This is a genomic window from Xanthomonas sp. fls2-241-TYG-148, from assembly GCF_030208815.1.
GTDB classification, from domain to species: Bacteria; Pseudomonadota; Gammaproteobacteria; order Xanthomonadales; family Xanthomonadaceae; genus Xanthomonas; species Xanthomonas campestris.
In genome coordinates, this window is record NZ_JARVTE010000003.1 from 168,455 (window position 1) to 188,516 (window position 20,062).

General features: G+C 65.7%; 18 protein-coding genes and 2 pseudogenes. 12 read left to right on the forward strand and 8 right to left on the reverse strand.

Translation table 11 applies throughout. From position 1 onward, the window contains the following. The first annotated feature begins 79 nt into the window (after window positions 1-79). Entirely contained in the window at window positions 80-913 is an 834-nt protein-coding gene (locus tag QRM60_RS06080; protein WP_011037421.1) for an inositol monophosphatase family protein, read from the forward strand. A 158-nt stretch (window positions 914-1,071) separates the two neighbouring features. Here the strand turns inward: QRM60_RS06080 and QRM60_RS06085 are convergent, their stop codons facing one another. Beyond that, complete coding sequence (locus tag QRM60_RS06085; protein WP_011037422.1) at window positions 1,072-1,683, reverse strand: superoxide dismutase; 612 nt, start codon at window positions 1,681-1,683, stop codon at window positions 1,072-1,074. Window positions 1,684-1,969: 286 nt separating this feature from the next. On the opposite strand from QRM60_RS06085, the gene QRM60_RS06090 reads away from it, so the two are divergent. After that, the gene (locus QRM60_RS06090; protein ID WP_114998880.1) at window positions 1,970-2,419 is read left to right on the forward strand and encodes a ribonuclease; all 450 of its coding nucleotides are present in this window, start codon (window positions 1,970-1,972) and stop codon (window positions 2,417-2,419) included. Beyond that, window positions 2,416-2,841 carry a barstar family protein gene (locus QRM60_RS06095; RefSeq protein ID WP_285445798.1) on the forward strand — a complete coding sequence of 142 codons (426 nt, stop codon included), beginning with the start codon at window positions 2,416-2,418 and terminating at the stop codon, window positions 2,839-2,841. Before QRM60_RS06090 ends, QRM60_RS06095 begins: the two co-directional genes overlap by 4 nt. A 64-nt stretch (window positions 2,842-2,905) precedes the next feature. On the opposite strand, the gene QRM60_RS06100 is transcribed toward QRM60_RS06095, so the two are convergent. Beyond that, window positions 2,906-4,813, reverse strand: coding sequence for an ATP-binding cassette domain-containing protein (locus QRM60_RS06100; RefSeq protein WP_042597675.1), 1,908 nt, complete (start codon window positions 4,811-4,813; stop codon window positions 2,906-2,908). A gap of 100 nt (window positions 4,814-4,913) precedes the next feature. Between QRM60_RS06100 and dbpA the strand changes: the two genes are divergently transcribed. Continuing rightward, a complete protein-coding gene (gene dbpA, locus QRM60_RS06105; protein ID WP_011037426.1) occupies window positions 4,914-6,290 on the forward strand; it encodes an ATP-dependent RNA helicase DbpA in 1,377 nt (458 codons plus the stop codon). Window positions 6,291-6,378: 88 nt separating this feature from the next. Here the strand turns inward: dbpA and QRM60_RS06110 are convergent, their stop codons facing one another. Both QRM60_RS06110 and QRM60_RS06115 read right to left on the reverse strand, forming a co-directional pair. Then, window positions 6,379-6,939 (reverse strand): adenine phosphoribosyltransferase, encoded by a 561-nt coding sequence (locus QRM60_RS06110; RefSeq protein ID WP_014507965.1) that lies wholly within the window; start codon window positions 6,937-6,939, stop codon window positions 6,379-6,381. An 84-nt stretch (window positions 6,940-7,023) separates the two neighbouring features. Continuing rightward, window positions 7,024-8,580 (reverse strand): YdiU family protein, encoded by a 1,557-nt coding sequence (locus QRM60_RS06115; protein ID WP_285445799.1) that lies wholly within the window; start codon window positions 8,578-8,580, stop codon window positions 7,024-7,026. Window positions 8,581-8,750: 170 nt separating this feature from the next. Here QRM60_RS06115 and QRM60_RS06120 point away from each other — a divergent pair, with 170 nt between their 5' ends. Beyond that, window positions 8,751-9,626 carry an alpha/beta hydrolase gene (locus QRM60_RS06120; protein WP_228419388.1) on the forward strand — a complete coding sequence of 292 codons (876 nt, stop codon included), beginning with the start codon at window positions 8,751-8,753 and terminating at the stop codon, window positions 9,624-9,626. A 57-nt stretch (window positions 9,627-9,683) separates the two neighbouring features. Here the strand turns inward: QRM60_RS06120 and QRM60_RS06125 are convergent, their stop codons facing one another. Next, a complete protein-coding gene (locus tag QRM60_RS06125) occupies window positions 9,684-10,382 on the reverse strand; it encodes a glutathione S-transferase (protein WP_115556205.1) in 699 nt (232 codons plus the stop codon). Between the two features lie 204 nt (window positions 10,383-10,586). Further along, window positions 10,587-10,796, reverse strand: a complete 210-nt coding sequence (locus QRM60_RS06130; protein ID WP_011037431.1) for a cold-shock protein — start codon at window positions 10,794-10,796, stop codon at window positions 10,587-10,589. A 268-nt stretch (window positions 10,797-11,064) separates the two neighbouring features. Here QRM60_RS06130 and QRM60_RS06135 point away from each other — a divergent pair. The 4 genes and pseudogenes from QRM60_RS06135 to QRM60_RS06150 all read left to right on the forward strand — a co-directional run bounded on the left by QRM60_RS06135 (window position 11,065) and on the right by QRM60_RS06150 (window position 15,486). After that, a pseudogene (locus tag QRM60_RS06135) lies at window positions 11,065-11,546 on the forward strand (YaiI/YqxD family protein). Between the two features lie 58 nt (window positions 11,547-11,604). After that, window positions 11,605-12,153 (forward strand): YaeQ family protein, encoded by a 549-nt coding sequence (locus QRM60_RS06140; RefSeq protein ID WP_011037433.1) that lies wholly within the window; start codon window positions 11,605-11,607, stop codon window positions 12,151-12,153. Next, complete coding sequence (locus QRM60_RS06145) at window positions 12,150-13,331, forward strand: NAD(P)/FAD-dependent oxidoreductase (protein WP_285445800.1); 1,182 nt, start codon at window positions 12,150-12,152, stop codon at window positions 13,329-13,331. Before QRM60_RS06140 ends, QRM60_RS06145 begins: the two co-directional genes overlap by 4 nt. 85 nt (window positions 13,332-13,416) lie before the next feature. Next, window positions 13,417-15,486, forward strand: a complete 2,070-nt coding sequence (locus QRM60_RS06150; RefSeq protein WP_285445801.1) for an EAL domain-containing protein — start codon at window positions 13,417-13,419, stop codon at window positions 15,484-15,486. Window positions 15,487-15,629: 143 nt separating this feature from the next. On the opposite strand, the gene htpX is transcribed toward QRM60_RS06150, so the two are convergent. Further along, on the reverse strand, window positions 15,630-16,508 hold the full coding sequence (gene htpX, locus QRM60_RS06155; RefSeq protein WP_114998906.1) for a protease HtpX: 879 nt from the start codon (window positions 16,506-16,508) through the stop codon (window positions 15,630-15,632). A 100-nt stretch (window positions 16,509-16,608) separates the two neighbouring features. Between htpX and gluQRS the strand changes: the two genes are divergently transcribed. The 3 genes from gluQRS (at window position 16,609) to phaR (ending at window position 19,058) form a co-directional block, all read left to right on the forward strand. Beyond that, window positions 16,609-17,502 (forward strand): tRNA glutamyl-Q(34) synthetase GluQRS, encoded by an 894-nt coding sequence (gluQRS, locus tag QRM60_RS06160; RefSeq protein WP_114998909.1) that lies wholly within the window; start codon window positions 16,609-16,611, stop codon window positions 17,500-17,502. 89 nt (window positions 17,503-17,591) lie between these two features. Further along, window positions 17,592-18,332, forward strand: coding sequence for a beta-ketoacyl-ACP reductase (locus tag QRM60_RS06165; protein ID WP_014507974.1), 741 nt, complete (start codon window positions 17,592-17,594; stop codon window positions 18,330-18,332). Window positions 18,333-18,491: 159 nt separating this feature from the next. Continuing rightward, entirely contained in the window at window positions 18,492-19,058 is a 567-nt protein-coding gene (gene phaR, locus QRM60_RS06170) for a polyhydroxyalkanoate synthesis repressor PhaR (protein ID WP_011037439.1), read from the forward strand. 45 nt (window positions 19,059-19,103) lie between these two features. Here phaR and QRM60_RS06175 read toward each other — a convergent pair. Next, window positions 19,104-19,943: pseudogene (locus QRM60_RS06175) on the reverse strand (TraB/GumN family protein); the annotation flags it as partial. Between the last annotated feature and the right edge of the window lie 119 nt (window positions 19,944-20,062).

Consider the following 20,062-nt stretch of genomic DNA (forward strand, 5'->3'; position numbering starts at 1 on the left):
AACTGCGCGGCCGGCTTTCGCGCCGGACCGCTCTTTTACCTTCGCCATTTCCGATTCTGCCTTCACGGGAGCTTTAACCATGCAGAAACCCGCCGTCACCGTCATGGTCAAAGCCGCCCGCCTCGCCGGCAATGTGCTGTTGCGCGGTATCAACAAGCTCGATGCCCTCAACGTGGTGCAGAAGGGCCGCATGGACTACGCCAGCGAAGTCGATGCCGACGCCGAGAAGGTCATCATCAAGGAACTCAAGCGCGGCTACCCCGAGTACGCCGTGTTCGGCGAAGAAGGCGGCGTGCAGGGCGGCAAGAGTGGCCGCTACACCTGGGTCATCGACCCGCTCGACGGTACCAGCAACTACCTGCGCGGCTTCCCGCATTACTGCGTGTCGATTGCGCTGGTGGAAAATGGCGAGCCGACCGACGCGGTGATCTTCGACCCGTTGCGCAACGAGCTGTTCACTGCCAGCCGCGGTGCCGGCGCAGTGCTCAACGACCGCCGCATCCGCATTGCCGAGCGCAAGGATCTGGAAGGCGCGATGGTCCACACCGGCTTCCCGCCGCGCGAGCGCGCACGCGCCAGCGCCCAGCTCAAGTGCGTGGACGCGCTGCTGGTACAGGCAGAAGACGTGCGCCGTACCGGCTCGGCCGCGCTGGACCTGGCCTATGTCGCGTGCGGCCGTGCCGATGCGTATTTCGAAGCGGGCGTCAAAGCCTGGGACATTGCGGCCGGCGTACTGCTGGTGCGCGAGGCCGGTGGCCGCGTTTGCGACTACAAGGGCGCCACTCCGCCGCGCATGGACAACATGGGCCCGGAAACGCAGCAGATCGTGGCGGGCAACATCAAGATCAGCGATGCGCTGCAGAAGGTGATCGTCAACACCGGCTACGCACGCGAATTCGATTCGAAGTTCTGATCGGCACGAGGCAATCGTAGGAGCGCGCTCGCGCGCGATGGAGCTTTCCCGAGGAACGCCTCCTCGCGAACAAGGTCGCTCCTACACGACAGACCGCACCAAACAAAGAAGGCCGGGATCGCTCCCGGCCTTCTTGCGTTGCAGCGTCAGCGCAAGACTCAGGCGATCGCGGCGTGGTAACGGCGCTCGACTTCGTCCCAGTTCACCACGTTGTAGAACGCGCCGATGTAGTCCGGGCGACGGTTCTGATACTTCAGGTAATAGGCGTGTTCCCACACGTCCAGGCCCAGGATCGGCGTATTGCCTTCGAACAGCGGGCTGTCCTGGTTGGCGGTGCTTTCGACCACAACCTTCTTGTCTGGGGTGACGCTCAACCATGCCCAGCCCGAACCGAAACGGCTCAGCGCGGCCTTGGTGAAGGCTTCCTTGAACTTCTCGAAACCGCCGATGTCCTTGTCGATCGCCTTGGCGACCTCGCCCTTGGGCTCGCCGCCGCCGTTGGGCGACATCACGGTCCAGAACAGCGAATGGTTGGCATGGCCACCACCGTTATTGCGCACCGGGCCCTGCAGGTTTTCCGGCAGGCTCTTCAACTTGGAGACCAGCTCCTCAACCGGCAGGTCGGCGTACTCGGTCCCTTCCAGCGCCGCATTGACGTTGTTGATGTAGGTCTGGTGATGCTTGGTGTGATGGATTTCCATCGTCTGCGCATCGATGTTCGGTTCCAGCGCGTCGTAAGCGTAAGGCAACTGCGGAAGGGTATAAGCCATGAGGGTCTCCTGGACTTGCCGCCCGGCGAAAGACCGGGCGTTGCGGGGTAGATGGTAAGGACCTGGGCTGCGCTTACCAAGGGTGAGGCGAGGGAAACTTCATCCCATCACCTGCGCAGTGCCGCAGTTCCTCGGCTGCACACCTTGCACCATGCCCCGGTTACTTGGGCGTGAACCGGGCGTGCCCTCCCCCGCCGCCACGTTCAAAGTCGACACAGTCGCGCGACGGCATACTTGGTCTCTCATCCGCCATGGCTGCGGTTGCCTCTTTCGCTTCGGACCACCCATGCGCAAACCCGCCTTGCTGATCGTCGCCATCGTCCTGCTTGTGGCCGGGCTCTGGGGCATGCGTGTCGTGCAGACGCCCAAGCCGCAGTTCGCCCCGCAACTGTCGGCACCCGTGGCTGCCGCACCGGCCGCAACGTCGGCGCGCCAGGTGCCGCGGCTGCCGGCATTCCTGCCGACCGAAGCCATGGCAACCATCGTGTTGATACAGCGCGGCGGGCCGTTTCCCTATCCGCAGGACGGCGCGGTGTTCGGCAATCGTGAGCAGCGGCTGCCGGAGCGGCCGCGCGGCTATTACCACGAGTACACCGTGGACACGCCCGGCAGCGCCGATCGCGGCGCACGCCGGATCGTCACCGGCGGCACGCCGCCGCAGAGCTGGTACTACAGCGACGATCACTACGCCAATTTCAAATCCTTCCAGGGCCCCACCCCGGAGCAGGCACCATGAGTGCAGGCGACTTTGCGCTGGATCTGTCCGACCCACAGCAGTCCGGCGTGTACCAGGCGCAGACCCAGGACCTGGACACCATGGCCGCACTGGCACGCGATGCCGGGCTGCGCATCCTGCGGGTGGATCTGGCGGACTGCGCCGACAAACGCACCCTGCTGATGCGCCTGGCAATCCAGCTCGATTTCCCGCCAGGCTTCGGTCGTAATTGGGATGCGTTGAGCGATGCCCTGCGCGATCTCAGCTGGCTGCCGGCACCGCGCGGCTATGCGCTGTTGCTCGATGGTGCCGATGCATTGGCCACCCACGCACCGGCCGACCGCGACAGCCTGCTCGACATCCTCGACGAAGCCGCCACCGCCTGGGCGGCGCGCGGACGCAGCTTTGCCGCCTTCGTCGCGCCGGCAAGCGCCTGCGACTAACGTGTAGGACAGCTGCTACGCCGACGCAGCACGTGCGTCGGCGTCACCTGTCCCGCACACTTGTTCAGCGATCCAGCTCGCTCCAGCGTGCGTAGGCCGCATCCAGCTGCGCTTGCGCATCGGTGAGGGCGGCAGTGTGCGCGGTCATCGCCGCGCTATCGCGCTGATAGAACGCCGGGTCGTTCATGGCGTCGGTCAATGCGGCGACCTGCTGCTCCAGGGTCTCGATCAGCGCCGGCAGTTGCTCCAGCTCGCGCGCTTCCTTGTAGCTGAGCTTGCGCTTCGGCGCAGCCTCTTCGGCCACGGCCGGCACCGGTGCAGCAGCGGCCACCGGCGTGGTCGCCGCTGCAGTTGCAGAGGCCTTGGCCACCGCCATCGCATTGGCCGGCGCGGTGCGGCGCTGGCGCAGCGAATCGCTGTATCCGCCGACGTAATCGCCGATCAGGCCGTCGCCCTCCATCACCAGCGTGGAAGTGACCACGTTGTCGAGGAAGTCGCGGTCATGGCTGACCAACAGCAAGGTGCCGGTGTACTCGCCGAGCAGCTCTTCCAGCAGCTCCAGCGTTTCCACGTCCAGGTCGTTGGTCGGTTCGTCCATTACCAGCAGGTTGGACGGCTGCGCGAACAGGCGCGCCAGCAGCAGGCGATTGCGCTCGCCACCGGACAGGCGCGTGATCGGCGCACGTGCGCGCTCGGGCGTGAACAAAAAATCCTGCAGGTACGCATGCACGTGCTTGCGCTTGCCGTTGATTTCGATGAAATCGCGCCCTTCGGCAACGTTCTCGATCGCGCTCCAGTCCTCGCGCAAGGTGGCGCGGTACTGGTCGAAATAGGCGATCTGCAGATTGGTGCCAATGCGGATCTCGCCCTGCTGCGGCTGCAGGTCACCCAGCAGCAGCTTGAGCAAGGTGGTCTTGCCGCTACCGTTGGGGCCGATCAAGCCGATGCGGTCGCCACGCTGGATGATGCTGGAGAAATCCTTGACCATCGTGCGCGCACCGAATGCAAAGGTGACTTCCTTGGCCTCGATCACCTTCTTGCCGGACGACTCGCCCTGCGAGACTTCCATGCGCACATTGCCGGTGAGATCGCGGCGCTGCACGCGCTCGTTGCGCATCGATTCCAGCCGCCGTACGCGGCCTTCATCGCGCGTGCGGCGCGCCTTGATGCCCTGACGGATCCAGATCTCTTCCTGCGCCAGCATCTTGTCGAAGCGCGCATTTTCCTGCGCCTGCGCATTGAGCCGCTCTTCGCGCCGGCGCTCGTAATTGGCCCAGTCGCCCGGCCAGCTGGTGACCTGGCCGCGATCGATCTCGACGATGCGCGTGGCCAACGCGCGCAGAAAGCGCCGGTCATGGGTGACGAACAGCACGCTGCCGTTCCAGCCCTTCAGGAAAGTTTCCAGCCAATCGATGGCTTCGATATCCAGGTGGTTGGTCGGCTCGTCGAGCAGCAGCACGTCCGGCGAAGCCACCAGCGAGCGTGCCAGCAGCACGCGCCGCTTCATGCCGCCGGACAGCCGCGCGAACTCCGCATCGCCGTCCAGATCGAGCTTGGTCAACGTCTCGCTGACGCGCTGATCCAACGCCCAGCCCTCGGCCGCATCGATCTTGGCCTGCACCTTGCCGAAGGCATCGGCATCGAAGACCTCGGCGTGGCTGAGTTGATGGAACTCGGCCAGCCAGTGACCCAGTTCACCCAGCCCGTCGGCCACCACGTCGAACACGCTGCCGCCGGTTCCCTGCGGAACCTCCTGCTCCAATCGCGCGATCCGCACGCCCTGCTGCACGCGCACTTCGCCGTCATCGGGCTTGAGCTCGCCGGCAATCAATTTCATCAGGGTCGATTTGCCGGCACCGTTGCGGCCGATCAGGGCGATACGCTCGCCCGGCTCGATCGTCAGGTCGGTTTTTTCCAGCAACAACGGGCCGCCGACGCTGTAGTCGACGCTTTGCAGAGTGATTAAAGGCATGGGCTAATTGTACGGGAATCGGGAATGGTGAATCGGGAATGGAAAAGCCTCGCCGTTGCGATTCCCGATTCACCACTCCCGATTCCCGTTAAAATACGCCATGAACGAATTCTCCGCGCTGCCGCTCTCGCCAGCCTTGGCCCCCGGCATCGATGCCCTGGGCTACACCACCCTCACGCCGATCCAGGCGCAGAGCCTGCCGCCGATCCTCCAGGGGCTGGATGTGATTGCCCAAGCGCCCACCGGCAGCGGCAAGACTGCCGCGTTCGGGCTGGGCCTGCTGCAGAAGCTCGACCCGGCACTGACCCGTGCGCAAGCGCTGGTGCTGTGCCCCACGCGCGAACTGGCAGACCAGGTCGGCAAGCAACTGCGCAAGCTGGCCACCGGCATTCCCAACATGAAGTTGCTGGTGCTCACCGGCGGCATGCCGCTCGGCCCGCAGCTGGCATCGCTTGAAGCGCACGACCCGCAGGTCGTGGTCGGCACGCCCGGACGCATCCAGGAACTGGCGCGCAAACGCGCCCTGCATCTGGGCGGCGTGCGCACGCTGGTGCTGGACGAGGCCGACCGCATGCTCGACATGGGCTTTGAAGAACCCATCCGCGAGATCGCCAGCCGCTGCGACAAACACCGCCAGAGCCTGCTGTTCTCGGCGACCTTCCCCGACATCATCCGCACGCTGGCGCGCGAGCTGTTGAAGGACCCGGTGGAAATCACCGTGGAAGGCGCGGACAACGCACCGGAGATCGACCAGCAGTTCTTCGAAGTGGACCCCACCTATCGGCAGAAGGCGGTGGCCGGGCTGCTGCTGCGCTTCAATCCCGAATCCAGCGTGGTGTTCTGCAATACCCGCAAGGAAGTGGACGAAGTGGCCGGCTCGCTGCAGGAGTTCGGTTTCTCCGCGCTGGCATTGCATGGCGACATGGAGCAACGCGACCGCGACGAGGTGCTGGTGCGCTTCGTCAACCGCAGCTGCAACGTACTGGTTGCCAGTGACGTGGCCGCGCGCGGCCTGGATGTGGAAGACCTTGCGGCGGTGGTGAATTACGAGCTTCCCACCGACACCGAAACCTATCGCCACCGCATCGGCCGGACTGCGCGCGCCGGCAAGCACGGCTTGGCACTCAGCCTGGTGGCGCCGCGCGAAAGCGCCCGTGCGCAGGCGCTGGAGGCCGAGCACGGCCAGCCGCTCAAGTGGTCACGCGCACCGCTGGCCACCGCACGCCCGGCGCAATTGCCGCTGGCAGCAATGACCACGCTGCGCATCGATGGCGGCAAGACCGACAAACTGCGTGCCGGCGACATTCTGGGTGCATTGACCGGCGAAGCAGGGTTGTCAGGCGCGGCGATCGGCAAGATCGCCATCTACCCTACCCGCTCGTACGTGGCGATTGCGCGGGCGCAGGTCGCTCGTGCACTGACCCACTTGCAGGCCGGCAAGATCAAGGGCCGTCGCTTCCGGGTCACCAAGCTCTAGGCAGCTCGCACCGCCCAATCGGGAGCCCACTCAGATGGGCTCCGCGATGCAGCGGTCTGGCCGCTGCACCGGTACAGCGATCCCTTGCTCAGTAGCTCAGCGTCGCCAGCAGCGGCACATCGTTGAGCCATTTGCTGCGGCCCTGCAGGGCCTGCAGCTCGACCAGCACTGCCGCGCCGACGATTTCCAGCTCCAGCTGCGCGGCCAGGCCCAAGGCTGCACGCAGGGTGCCGCCGGTGGCGAGCACGTCGTCGACAATCAAGACCCGTGCGCCACGCGGCAGCGCATCCTCATGCATCTCGATGCGGTCGGTGCCGTATTCCAGCGCGTACTCCTGGATCAACGTGCGCCCGGGCAATTTGCCCGGCTTACGCACCGGCACGAAGCCGGTGCGCAGCTCGCGCGCCAACGCCGCGCCCAGAATGAAGCCACGCGCCTCGATGCCCAGCACCGCATCCAGCGGTGTGGTGCGCCAGGGCTGCGCCATTTCATCCAGCGCAGAAGCGAAATCCGGGCCATCGGACAACAGCGGCGTGATGTCCTTGAACACGATGCCCGGCTTGGGAAAATCGGCGATGTCGCGGATCCGGCCCGACCAGTGGGTCGGTCCGGAAGAGGTGGAACCGGCGCAGCGGCTGCAGTCGTTCATGGCGGTCGTGGCCAGTGGGAGCGCTCTATTCTAGGCGAGCACGCTGACTGTGCGGCGCCGACGACCGCTGCCGACATGAGCGCGTCAGGAACTGCAGGACAACATCGAGCATCCCGCGCGGTCCCGCGCCCAGTCCGGGCGCTTGGCCGCGAATGCCTCGCGCCCGGGCTGGTCGTCGTACGGGCGCTGCATGACCTCCAGCAGCGCGTGCACGCCCGACAGATCGCCCTGCTCGGCCTGGTCGATCGCCTGCTGCGCCAGATAATTGCGCAGCACGTAGCGCGGGTTGGCCGCCCGCATCCGCGAAGCGCGAACCGCATCTGACGCGCCGTCTTGCAGGCAGCGTGCGGCATACCGCTGCAGCCAGGCGTCCAGAGCTGGCGCGTGCGCAGCACGCTTGGCCTCGTCGTAGAAGGCCTCACGCAGCACAGAAGCGTCCGGCTGCTGCGGCGACAGATCCACCAGGCCACGGAAGGTCAGCGTCATGTCCATCTCCGCTTCGCGCATCAGCGCACGCAGGTCGTCGATCAGGTGCAGATCCTCGTCCTGGCACTCGGCCAGCCCCAGCTTGGCCGCGGTATCGCGCCGGTCACAGGCCAGATAAGTGTCACGAAACTGGTCCAGCCCGGCCTGCAAGGGCGCCGCATCGCCGAACAGCGGCGACAGTGCCTGGGCCAGCCGCCCCAGGTTCCAGTACGCCACCTGCGGCTGGGTGCCGAAGCGATAACGGCGACCCTGCGCATCGGTGGTGTTGGGCGTCCAATCCGGGTCGTAATCGTCCACCCAGCCGTAGGGGCCGTAGTCGATGGTGAGCCCCAGGATGGACATGTTGTCGGTATTCATCACCCCATGCACGAAGCCCACGCGCATCCAGTGCGCGACCATCACCGCAGTGCGCTCGCACACCTGGCCGAACCAGGAGGCAATCCGGTCTTCGCCGCTGCCCGGCAGGTCAGGGAAATCGCGTGCCAGGGTGAAGTCCACCCACTGCCGTAGCAGATCGACGTCGCCACGCGCGGCGGGCAGTTCGAAATTGCCGAATCGAATAAACGAGGGCGCCACGCGGCACACGATCGCGCCCGGCTCGCGGCGCGGATTCCCGTCGTAGAACATGTCGCGCACCACTGCATCACCGGTGCCCACCAGGCTCAACGCCCGGGTGGTCGGCACGCCCAGGTAATGCATCGCCTCGCTGCACAGGAATTCGCGGATCGACGAACGCAGCACGGCACGGCCATCCGCCCCACGCGAATACGGCGTTGGCCCGGCGCCCTTGAGCTGCAGTTCGTAGCGCCCGCCATCGACCCCGATGGCCTCGCCCAATGAGATCGCGCGGCCATCGCCCAGCTGCCCTGCCCAATGCCCGAACTGGTGACCACCGTAGTTGACAGCCCACGGCTGCATTCCCGGATACAAGGCATTGCCGCCAAACACCTCGGCAAACTGCGGGCCGGCAAGATCCTCGGCACGCAGACCCAGGCGTTGCGCGACATCGGCCGAATACGCCAGCAGTGTGGGCGCAGCCACCGGCGTCGGCTGCACCGCTGACCAGGCGGCCAGCACTTCGCGGCGGCGTGGGCCTTCTTCCGGGTCGCCCGGCAACTGGGCGCGCAAACGGTTATCGAATTGGAGATGGGTCATGCGTGCAAGCCTAGGGCACTGGCGATGAACTTCGCATGCGCGCAGCGCGCATCCACGCGCGCGCCGGCATCGTATCTTCACCTGCTGCACCATTGCCAAGCAGGCTCGGCCTGCCTGCAGTCACCACGCGCCCAGCACCATCACTTCTTGCCTTTCGAGCGACACCGCCCATGCCATCACACGCTTCCCGCTGGTTCCGCCCCGCCCTCGTGCTACTTGGTTCGCTGACCTTGAGCGCCTGCAGCAGTGTGTTCTTCGGCGGCATCAATGCCGCCACCAGTCGCGAGGGCGTGATCGAGCACCGCAACGAGGTGTTCGACCCGGCCCTCGGGCTGGCGCTGGACGTCTATCAACCGCGCAACGCACTCAATGCGCCGGTGGTGGTGTTCTTCTATGGCGGCACCTGGAAGCGCGGCATGCGCCAGAACTACAGCTGGGTCGGCCGCTCGCTCGCGCGCCAGGGCGTGGTCGCGCTGGTCGCCGATTACCGCAAGTATCCGCAGGTCGGGCTGGACGGCTTCATGACCGATGCCGCCAAGGCGACGGCGTGGGGCTATCACCATGCGCAGGCCTACGGCGGCGACCCGACACGCGTGGCGGTGATGGGGCATTCGGCAGGCGCGCATATTGCCGGACTGCTGGTGACGGATCGCAGGTGGCTTCAGGCGCAGGGCCTGCGTCCGCAACAACTGTGCGGTTTCGTCGGACTTGCCGGTCCGTATGATTTCTCGCCCATGACCGATCCCGAACTCATCGAGGTCTTCGGCACCTCACCCGCACAGCAAGCCGCGTCGCAGCCTGTGGTTCACGCAGATGGCGACGAGCCGCCGATGTTGCTGCTGCATGGGCAAGACGACCGCGTTGTGGAGCCGCGCAACAGCACCTCGCTGGCCGCTGCCGAACGGCGCGTCGGCGTCCAGGCAAACACCACGTTTTATCCCGGCATGGGGCACATGGGCCTGGTGCTGTCGCTGCGCAAAAACCCGGCCGATTCGCCAGCCCTGCGCGACACCCTGCAATTCCTGCGTGACTGCAAGGCTCCTTGACGGGAGAGCCCGCCTATCGGGCAACCCGCATCAGTCAGCTGGTTAGCTGCGAACGACTCAGGTGGCGGGCTTGGCCCGCTGCAGCTCAAACGGTCCGCCCTTCTTCAGTGCGGCCTGATATGCCGGCCGCGCCTCGATGCGCTCGATAAAGCTGCGCAGCTTGGGGTAGGCCTCCAGCCCGCCGCCTCGCGCAGCCGCCGCCTGCACCGGGAAACTCATCTGAATGTCGGCCGCGGTAAAGCGCTCACCCGCGAACCAGCCGCTGCCGCCCAGCGATTGCTCCATCCAGTCCATGTGCAACTTGAGTTGCGGCCCGACGAAGCCGGACATCGCCTTGTCGACGATCGCGCGCGCAATGGGCTTGGCGAAAAAGGGCATCGGGGCCGAGCGGATGCGCCCAAAGATCAGTGTCATCAGCAATGGCGGCATCGCCGAGCCTTCGGCGTAATGCATCCAGTACCGAAATTGCAGGCGCTCGGGAGACTCCGCTGGACGCGCCGACGGCGACAGCGCGCATTCGGTATCGTAGCGCTCGGTGAGGTATTCCAGGATCGCGCCGGACTCGGCGATGGTCAGCCCACCATCGACCACCACCGGCGACTTGCCCAGCGAATGGATCGCGCGCAACGCCGGCGGCGCCAGCATGGTCTTGGGGTCGCGCTCGTGGCGCACGATCTGGTACGGCAACGCCAGCTCTTCCAGCAACCAGAGCACGCGTTGCGAGCGGGAATTATTGAGGTGGTGGACAGTAAGCATGGGAGAGCCGGCGTGCGGAAAGCGCACATCCTACCCAGGCATACGTCATCGCCGTGCTCACCGCATCCGTAAACCCTCGCACCGGCGTGCAACGCGGTGGCGCCGAACGTGCAGATTGGGGCGACGCGACAAATCGCAGACAATAAAAAAACGCCGGACGCTTGCGCGCCCGGCGTTTTTGGCAACCTTACGGTTGCAGACGGATTAGACCGCCTGCACCTGGTCAGCCTGCATGCCCTTCTGGCCCTGCACGGCGACGAAGGAGACCTTCTGGCCTTCCTGCAGCGACTTGAAGCCGGTGCCCTGGATGGCACGGAAATGCACGAACAGGTCCGGGCCGCTTTCCGGGGTGATGAAGCCGAAGCCCTTGGCATCATTGAACCACTTCACGACACCGTTCTGACGATCTGACATTTTACTAACTCCTGAACTTTTAGATGGATAAATCGCAGCAACCGAAAAACCGGCGCTGAGACTGAGTTGCAGGCGTTGGTAAAGCGGAACGATGGAGCGGGATCGAATGAGATCTAGCTACACCAGGCCACGATTCACGGTGACCCTTGCAAACACAGTGGGTGCACAGTACTCGTGTTTTATGCAAAAAGCGACACCTTCGGACAAAAGTTTTGCTGTCGGGCGCATTCTGACCCCCTGTCAGGCCATTTCCTTCCCGATTTCCTGAATGAATACGCCACTCCCGCCAGGTCTTGCGCAGATCTGGGTCGACGCCGATGCCTGCCCGGCGGTCATTCGCGACATTTTGTTCCGCGCCGCCCAGCGCACCGGCATCTCCGTCACCTTGGTCGCCAACCATTCCCTGCGCACGCCAACCCTGGCCATGTGCGGGCGCTGCAGGTGCCCGGCGGCCCGGATGCGGCCGATGACGCGATCGCCGAGCGGGTCAACGCTGGCGATCTGGTAGTGACCCAGGACATTCCTTTGGCGGCGCGCGTACTGGAACGCGGCGCCGCAGCGGTCAGTCCGCGCGGGGAGCCGTTCACCAGCGACAGCATTGCCGAGCGCCTGTCGGTGCGCGGTTTTCTGGAGGAATTGCGCGGTGCCGGCGTGGCAACCGGCGGGCCGCCTGCGCTGCACGCACGCGACCGCCAGGCGTTCGCGGCACAGCTGGACCGCTGGCTGGCACGGCAACCCGCCCGGCCTTGAAGACCCGCGCGCGGAGCCCGCAGGCGTATCATGACCGCCCTTTGCAACTGGTTTCCCGATGGCTCTCACCGCCACCGTCCGCAGGGCGGAACTGCAGATCAGCGACATGGATCGCGGCTACTACGCCAACCATTCGCTGACCCTGGCCCAGCACCCTTCCGAAACCGACGAACGCCTGATGGTGCGCCTGCTGGCGTTTGCCCTGTTCGCCGACGACCGCCTGGAGTTCGGCCGCGGGCTGAGCAATGACGACGAACCGGATCTGTGGCGGCGCGACTACACCGGCGACCCCGACCTGTGGATCGACCTGGGCCAGCCCGACGAGAGCCGCGTCCGCAAGGCCTGCAACCGGTCACGGGAAGTCGTGGTCATCGGGTACGGCGGCCAGGCCACCGAGACCTGGTGGAAGAAGCATGCCAACGCACTCGGCCGGCACCGCAACCTGCGCGTGCTGGAGCTCGAATCGCAGGCCACCGAGGCGCTTGGTGCGCTGATCCAGCGCGGCATGCGCTTTGACGTGATCATCCAGGACGGCGAAGTGCAGATGCTGGCCGACCAAGGCACCGTCACGCTCACGCCCATCGTGCGACAAGCCCCGGCGGAATGAGCACGCGTTGCGATGTGCTGGTCATCGGCGCCGGCGCTGCCGGGCTGATGAGCGCCTTCACGGCCGGCCGCCGCGGGCGACAGGTGCTGGTGATCGACCACGCCAACAAGGTGGGCAAGAAGATCCTGATGTCCGGCGGTGGGCGCTGCAACTTCACCAATACCGGCACCACCCCGGCCAACTTTGTTTCGGCCAACCGGCACTTCTGCAAGTCCGCCCTCGCCCGCTACACCCCGGGCGCGTTCGTGGAACTGGTGGAGCAGCACGGCATCGCCTATCACGAGAAAGAGCTGGGCCAGTTGTTCTGCGATGTGTCGTCCAAGCAGATCGTGCGCATGCTGCTGGACGAATGCGAGGCGGCCGGCGTGCAGATCCGCACCCAATGCGAGGTGCAGGCGGTGCGCCGCGACAGCGACGGCTTCAGCGTGGACACCAGCCAAGGCCGCGTGCAGGCGCAGGCGCTGATCGTGGCGACCGGCGGGCTGTCGATTCCGAGCATGGGCGCGAGCGGCTTCGGCTACACGCTGGCCAGGCAATTCGGTCATCAGCTGCTGCCTACCCGCGCCGGGCTGGTGCCGCTCACCCTCAGCGGCAAGCATCAGGAACGCCTGCAGGATCTGTCCGGCTTGGCCATGCCGGTCGAGGCGCACTGCAATGGCGCCAGTTTCCGCAACTTCATGCTGATCACCCACCGTGGCGTCAGCGGGCCGGCGATCCTGCAGATCTCCTCGTTCTGGCAGCCCGGCGATGATCTGCGCCTGGACCTGCTGCCAGGCCATGACGCCGAGGCCTGGCTGCGCGAACAAAAGCAGCTACGCGGGGCCACTGAGCTGCGCAACGTGCTGGGCGAGGTCCTGCCACGGCGCTTTGCGCAGCGGCTGTGCGAGGTGTGGCTGCCGGACAAGCCGGTGCGCCAGCTCGATCCACCGCAGCTACGCGCAGCTGCCGACCTGCTCGGTGGCTGGCCGCTGGTGGCCAGCGGCACCGAGGGCTATCGCACCGCCGAGGTCACGCTGGGCGGCGTGGACACCGACCAGGTGTCCAGTGCGACGATGGAGTCGCGCCTGGTGGCCGGGCTGTACTTCGTCGGCGAAGTGCTCGACGTCACCGGTTGGCTGGGCGGCTATAACTTCCAATGGGCCTGGGCGTCCGGGCATGCTGCCGGAAGCGTGGCCTAGGTCTCACCGTCGCTGCGCGCCCGTCCACATACATGGACGCGCCGAACCCCTTCGTGTATTAAAGCCCGTCTCTAGGGAGCCGCGCATGCAGAAAGGCAAAGATCTCACCCTCCGCCTGATGATTGTCGATGACAGCGTGGAGAGTGCCGAGGCCATCGTGACCGCGCTGCGCAACGGCGGCATCGCCGTGCGGCCGTCACGCCCGCAGACACCGGAAGAGCTCGGCAGCATGTTGTCCGGGCAGATCGACCTGGCGGTGCAGGGCCAGGCGCAGCAGATTCCGATGTCGGCCCTGCAGCAGCACATTGCCGGCAGCGGCAAGGACATCCCGATCATCCAGCTGGCCGATCGCATCGAAGAGAACGCATTGGTCGAAGCCGCTGCGCATGGCGTGCGCGCGATCGCGCTGCGCCATCGCACCGAACATCTGCTGGCATTGGTGCGCTCGGAGTGGGCCGACCTGCAGGCACGCCGTGGCCTGCGTCGTATCGAAGCGCAGATGCGCGAAACCGAGCGCCGCTGCGATGCACTGATCGCCTCATCGCGCGACCCGATCGCCTACGTCCACGAAGGCATGCATATCCGTGCCAACGAGGCGTATCTGGAGATGTTCGGTTTCGAATCCTTCGAGGACGTGGAAGGCGTGTCGCTGCTGGACATGATCGCCGCGCAATACGTGGACGATTTCAAGCAACTGCTCAAGGCCCTGTCCAAGGGCGAGCCGCCGCCGGCGCAGTACAAGGTCGACGCGCGTCGGCTGGAGGGCGACACCTTTCCGGCGACCATGGAATTTGCCACCGCCACCTATGAGGGCGAGCCCTGCATCCAGGTGGTGTTCCGGCGCCGCGAAGAGTTCGACCCGGAACTGGCGCGCGAGGTCGAGGACCTGCGCCAACGCGACCAGGTCACCGGCCTGCTCAACCGCCCCACCTTCATGGTGGCGCTCGAACAGGCGGTGGCACAGGCCGGCCGCAGCGAAGGCCAGTCCGGCTTCCTGTTGATCGAACCGGATCATTACGCGCGGATCCTGCCGGAGATCGGCCTGGATTCGGCGGATGCGCTGATCGCCTCACTGGCGGCGCACCTGGCCAGCGTGCTGGATGACAGCGTGGTGGCCGCGCGCTTCGGCGAACACAGCTTTGCGTTGTTGATGGACGGCAACTATGCGCGCTCGCATGCACTGGCCGAATTGGTGCGTGACGCGTTTGCGCAGCACGTGTTCAGTGTGGGCGAACGCTCGGCCACGGTCACCGTCAGCATCGGCGGTGTGCAGATCGGCGAGAAGATCGCCAGCATCGGGCAGGTGCTCAACCGCGGCACCGAGGCAGTGCGCACCACGGCCGAGCTCGGTGGCAATGCAGTGAGCATCTTCGACCCGGCCGCCTCCGATCGCGCCGAGGAAGAACGCATCGAGCGCTGGGTGGAGCAGCTGCGCGAGGCGCTGATCGGCGACGGCTTCCTGCTGCATTACCAGCCCGTGCTCAACCTGCAGGGCGAGCCGCTGGAGCTGTATCAGGCGTTCCTGCGGTTGGAGCGCAACGGCGAGATGATGTCGCCGAACGCGTTCATGGCGATTGCCGAAGAACACGACCTGATCACCGAGATCGACCGCTGGGTGGTCGCACGTGCCATCCGACAGCTGGGCGAGCGCCAGCGCGCCGGGCACAAGACCCACCTGCTGGTGCGCATCGGGCCTAATTCGTTCTCCGACCCACAGATGATCGACACTATCCGCGAACAGCTGGCGGTGTACGGCGTGCCAGGCGAGCGGCTATGGCTGCAGACACCGGAATCGAAGGTCTTCACCCATCTGCGCAACGCCCAGCAATTCCTGGCTTCGGTCTCGGCAATGGGCTGCAAGGTGGGGCTGGAACAGTTCGGTTCGGGCCTGGATTCGTTCCAGCTGCTCGCGCATTTCCAGCCCGCGTTCCTCAAGCTCGACCGCAGCATCACCGGCGACATCGCCTCTGCCCGCGAAAGCCAGGAAAAGATCCGCGAGATCACCTCACGGGCGCAGCCGACCGGCATCCTCACGGTGGCCGAGTTCGTGGCCGATGCGCAATCGATGAGCAGCTTCTTCACTGCGGGGGTCGATTACGTGCAAGGCGACTTCGTCGCGCCCACTGGCCCACTGATGAACTACGAGTTCGGCTGAGGCCTAGCCAATCGTATGAGGCGCCATGCAGCTGGCTGGCGCCGTGTGCGGTTTGTCGCGGCGGTGCGCTGCCGAGAATCAAGGAAACACGCTTCAACAAAAACCCGCATGACGCGGGTTTTGTTGAATGGCAAACCGCTGGCTTACATTGCCGTACCGCTGGACGCACGCAAGGCGGCAATGCGCTCGGTCAGCGGCGGGTGGCTCAGGAACAGGCGACGCAAGCCCTCACCCACACCGCCGGAAATGCCGAACGCCTGCACCTGCGAGGGCAAGGTGTTCTGGCCGTGATTGAGCGACAGACGCTCCAGCGCGGCGATCATCTTGTTGCGGCCGGCCAGCTGCGCGCCACCGGCGTCGGCACGGAACTCGCGGCGGCGCGAGAACCACATCGCGATCATCGTGGCGAACAGGCCGAACACCATCTCCAGCACGAATACGATGATGTAGTAGGCAAATCCACGCCCGCTGTCGCGATTGCCAGACAGCGCGCTGTCGATGATGCCGCCCACCACGCGCGCCAGCACGATCACGAAGGTGTTCAGCACGCCCTGCAGCAAGGCCATGGTGACCATGTCGCCATTGGCAATGTGGGCAATCTCATGGCCCAGCACGGCCTCGGCCTCGTCTTCGCGCATGTGCTGCAGCAAGCCGGTGGAAACCGCCACCAGCGCATTGTTGCGGTTGGCGCCGGTGGCGAAGGCGTTGATTTCCGGGCCGTCGTAGATGGCCACTTCCGGCATGCCGATACCGGCTGCCTGGGCCTGGCGGCGCACCGTGTCCACCAGCCAGCGCTCGGTCTGCGTCCGCGGCTCGGTGATCACCTGCGCGCCGGTGCTGCGCTTGGCCATGAACTTGGACAGCAGCAACGAAATGAACGAGCCGCCGAAGCCGAAGATGGCGGCCATCACCAGCAGCCCACTCATCTGTGCCGGATTGACGCCCAGCACCGACATCACAATGCCGGCCAGGATCAGCACCGCAAAGTTGGTCAAGAGAAACAGGACGACACGGTTGAACATAGAGGCAGTGGCTCCGCACGCAAAGAGGATGAACTGCTGCGGATCTGCGGACGTGGCGGGTTGAAATCAAGCAAGCACCTGACCGACGATTCAGCTGCCCATGTCCTCACTCCCCTACCGCGGCCGCTTCGCGCCCTCGCCCACCGGCCCCCTGCACTTCGGCTCGCTCCTGGCTGCGTTGGGCAGCTGGCTGCTCGCGCGCCATGCCGGTGGCGAATGGCATGTGCGAATCGAAGACATCGACCCGCCGCGTGCCGAGCCAGGCGCCTCGCAGCGCCAGTTACATACGCTGGCTGCGTTCGGGCTGCACGCTGACGGGCCGGTGCTGTATCAGTCCGACCGCGATGCGCATTACGAGGCGGCACTGTCGCGGCTGCTGCGCACCGGTGCGGCGTTCGAATGCAGTTGCAGCCGTGCAGAGCTGGCCGCGATGGGTGGCATCCACCACGTCTGCGTAGCGCCGCTGGGCATTCGCCGCGCCGTGCGCCTGCGGGTGCCGCCGAACACCCTAGCAAGCTTCCAGGACGCCCTGCAGGGGGCTATCACCCAGGATGTGTACGCCGAGGTAGGCGATGTCGTGCTGCGCCGTGCCGACGGCTACTGGGCCTACCAGCTGGCGGTGGTGGTCGACGATGCAGCGCAGGGCATTACCGATGTGGTGCGCGGGGCGGACCTGCTCGACTCAACCCCGCGCCAATTGGTGCTGCAGCAGGCCCTGGGCATGGCACCGCCGCGCTATCTGCATCTGCCGCTGATCCTGGGCGCCGACGGGCGCAAGCTCTCCAAGTCCCACGCGGCGCAACCGGTGGACGACAGCGACCCGCTGCCAGCGCTGCGCGCGGCCTGGCGGGCGCTGGGCCAGCCCCCGGCGGCCCTGCCCGCGCACGCATCGGTGGCCGGTGTGCTGCAGCATGCTGTGCAGCATTTTTCGCCGCAGCGGCTGCCGCGCGTTGCCAGCCTGGACACTGCCACGCGCATCGACGCCCCGGCTTGACTAGAATTGCGACCCAGCACCGGCTTTCGCCCTGACGCCTCCGCAGCGTCGCGGGCGCCGCCAGCCCTATCTGCTTATTGGAGTTGCGCATGACATCTCGCGTCGCGTTGGTCACCGGCGGCACCGGCGGTATCGGTACCGCCATTTGCAAGCGCCTGGCCGACCAGGGTCACCGGGTCGCCAGCAATTTCCGCAACGAAGAAAAAGCACGCGAGTGGCAGCAGCGCATGCAGGCCCAAGGCTACGAATTCGCCCTGTTTCGTGGGGATGTGGCCTCGTCCGACCATGCGCGCGCGCTGGTGGACGACGTGGAAGCCGCGCTCGGGCCGATCGAAGTGCTGGTCAACAACGCCGGCATTACCCGCGACACCACGTTCCATCGCATGACCGCCGAACAGTGGCACGACGTCATCAACACCAATCTCAATTCGGTGTTCAACGTGACCCGCCCGGTGATCGAAGGCATGCGCAAGCGCGGCTGGGGCCGGGTGATCCAGATCAGCTCCATCAACGGGCTCAAAGGCCAGTACGGCCAGGCCAATTACGCCGCGGCCAAGGCCGGCATGCATGGCTTCACCATCTCGCTGGCGCGCGAAAATGCGGCCTTCGGCATCACCGTCAATACGGTGTCGCCGGGCTACGTGGCGACCGACATGGTGATGGCAGTGCCGGAAGAGGTGCGCGCCAAGATCGTCGCCGATATCCCCACCGGCCGGCTTGGGCGGCCGGAGGAAATCGCGTATGCAGTGGCGTTTCTAGTGGCCGAGGAGGCGGCGTGGATTACCGGCTCCAACCTGGACATCAACGGCGGCCACCACATGGGCTGGTAGCGTTTGCTGCAGATGAGCGGTGCAGCATGGAAATCCGTGTCAAATCATGCTGCGCAGCATTTTTTTCCCGTCTGCTTAAGAAAATAAGGCGTTCTGGCTGTTGCAAGCGCTGCTGCGGTGCGCCATCCTGCGCGCACTATCGTTGTGAGTGAACGTTCCATGGCCGGACTTCGCATCATCAAGAAGTACCCCAACCGCCGTCTCTACGACACGGAAATTTCCAGCTACATCACCATCGAGGATGTGCGCCAACTGATCATCGACGGCGAGGAGTTCGAGGTCCGCGATGCAAAAAGCGGCGAAGACCTCAGCCGCGCCGTGCTGCTGCAGATCATCGCCGACCAGGAACAGGACGGTGAGCCGATGCTCTCCACCCAGTTGCTGAGCCAGATCATCCGTTTCTACGGCGACTCCCTACAGGGCTTCATGGGTAATTACCTGGAGCGCAGCATGCAGGTGTTCCTGGACCAGCAGCAGCAGTTCCGCCAGCAGATGGGCAACCTGCTCGGGCAGACGCCCTGGGCGATGATGAATCAGCTCACCGAGCGCAATCTCGAGCTCTGGCAGGAATTCCAGCGCAACTTCGGCGCCGGCTTCGGCCGCCCGGGTGGCCCTGGTACGCCGCCCACCCCGCCCGGCAGCAGCAGCATGGGCAGTGGTCTAGGCAGCGGAACCAGCAGCAGCAACGCGACCGGCACCACCGGCAAAGCCCGCAACCGCGGCTGAGCCCTGACCGGCGTGGCGCACCCTGCGCCGCGCCCGGTCATCACGTCAGTGGCCGGCCTGCTCCGCGCAGGCCGTGCAGATCCGCTCCACGCGATACCCGCGTGCACGCAGACGCTCCACCACCCCGTCACGACCCAGCAGGTGCAAGGCACCGACCACCACCAGCGTGGTGCCGGCCTGCTTGCCCAGCCGCTGCTCCAGACGCGGCACCCAGCGCGCATTGCGCTCGACGTTGATGTCCTGATACAGCGCGGGATACTGCTTGCGCATGTCTTCGGCCATTTGCGTGGTCAGCAGATGGACGTCACCACGGCGCCAGGCGTCGTGCAGCGCATTGACCTGATCGGCGGCACCGGCCTCGTCGAGGGTTTCGGCCAGCAGTTGCTGTTGTTCGGTCGCAGTCATGCTGTCGAGCAGGGCAATCTGCTCGTCCGCGCGCTCCAGGCCATCGGCCGGTTTGCCACGTGCCTGCGCCAGCTGCATCAGGTAATTGTCCAGCCCCGCATCGGCCTGCATGCCCTGGCGTCGCATCTCGGCCAGGCTGAGCGTCAGGGCGACAAACCACGGCTTCATCGGCTGCAGGCTCTCCAGCGGGATGCCGTGCTTGCGCGCCTGCGTGGCGAGTGCCTGCCAGGTCGGGCCGTCGAGTGCATCCTGCAGGCGCTTGCCATCGCTGCGACGGGCGGCACGCAGCATCTTGGCCGCCAATTCGGGCGACTGCACATCGGCCGGTGGCAGTTCGAAGGTAAGCCGGTCGGCCTGCGCAAAGGCCTGCATCACATCCGGCGACAGCGGGTAGTCGTCGGGCTTGAGCAGATGGAACGAACCAAGCAGATACAGGGTGCCGCCCTTGCCATCGACCTTCCACAGCAGCGGTACCGGCGGGCTGGCGGCAGCAGCGGCGCCACGTGCCGAGGCGGCAGCCGCTGTGCCGCCCCACAATGCAGCGATCGCCAGCAGGCCGGCGCAGGCGGGCAGCAGCGCGCGACGCGCCCATGTCATCC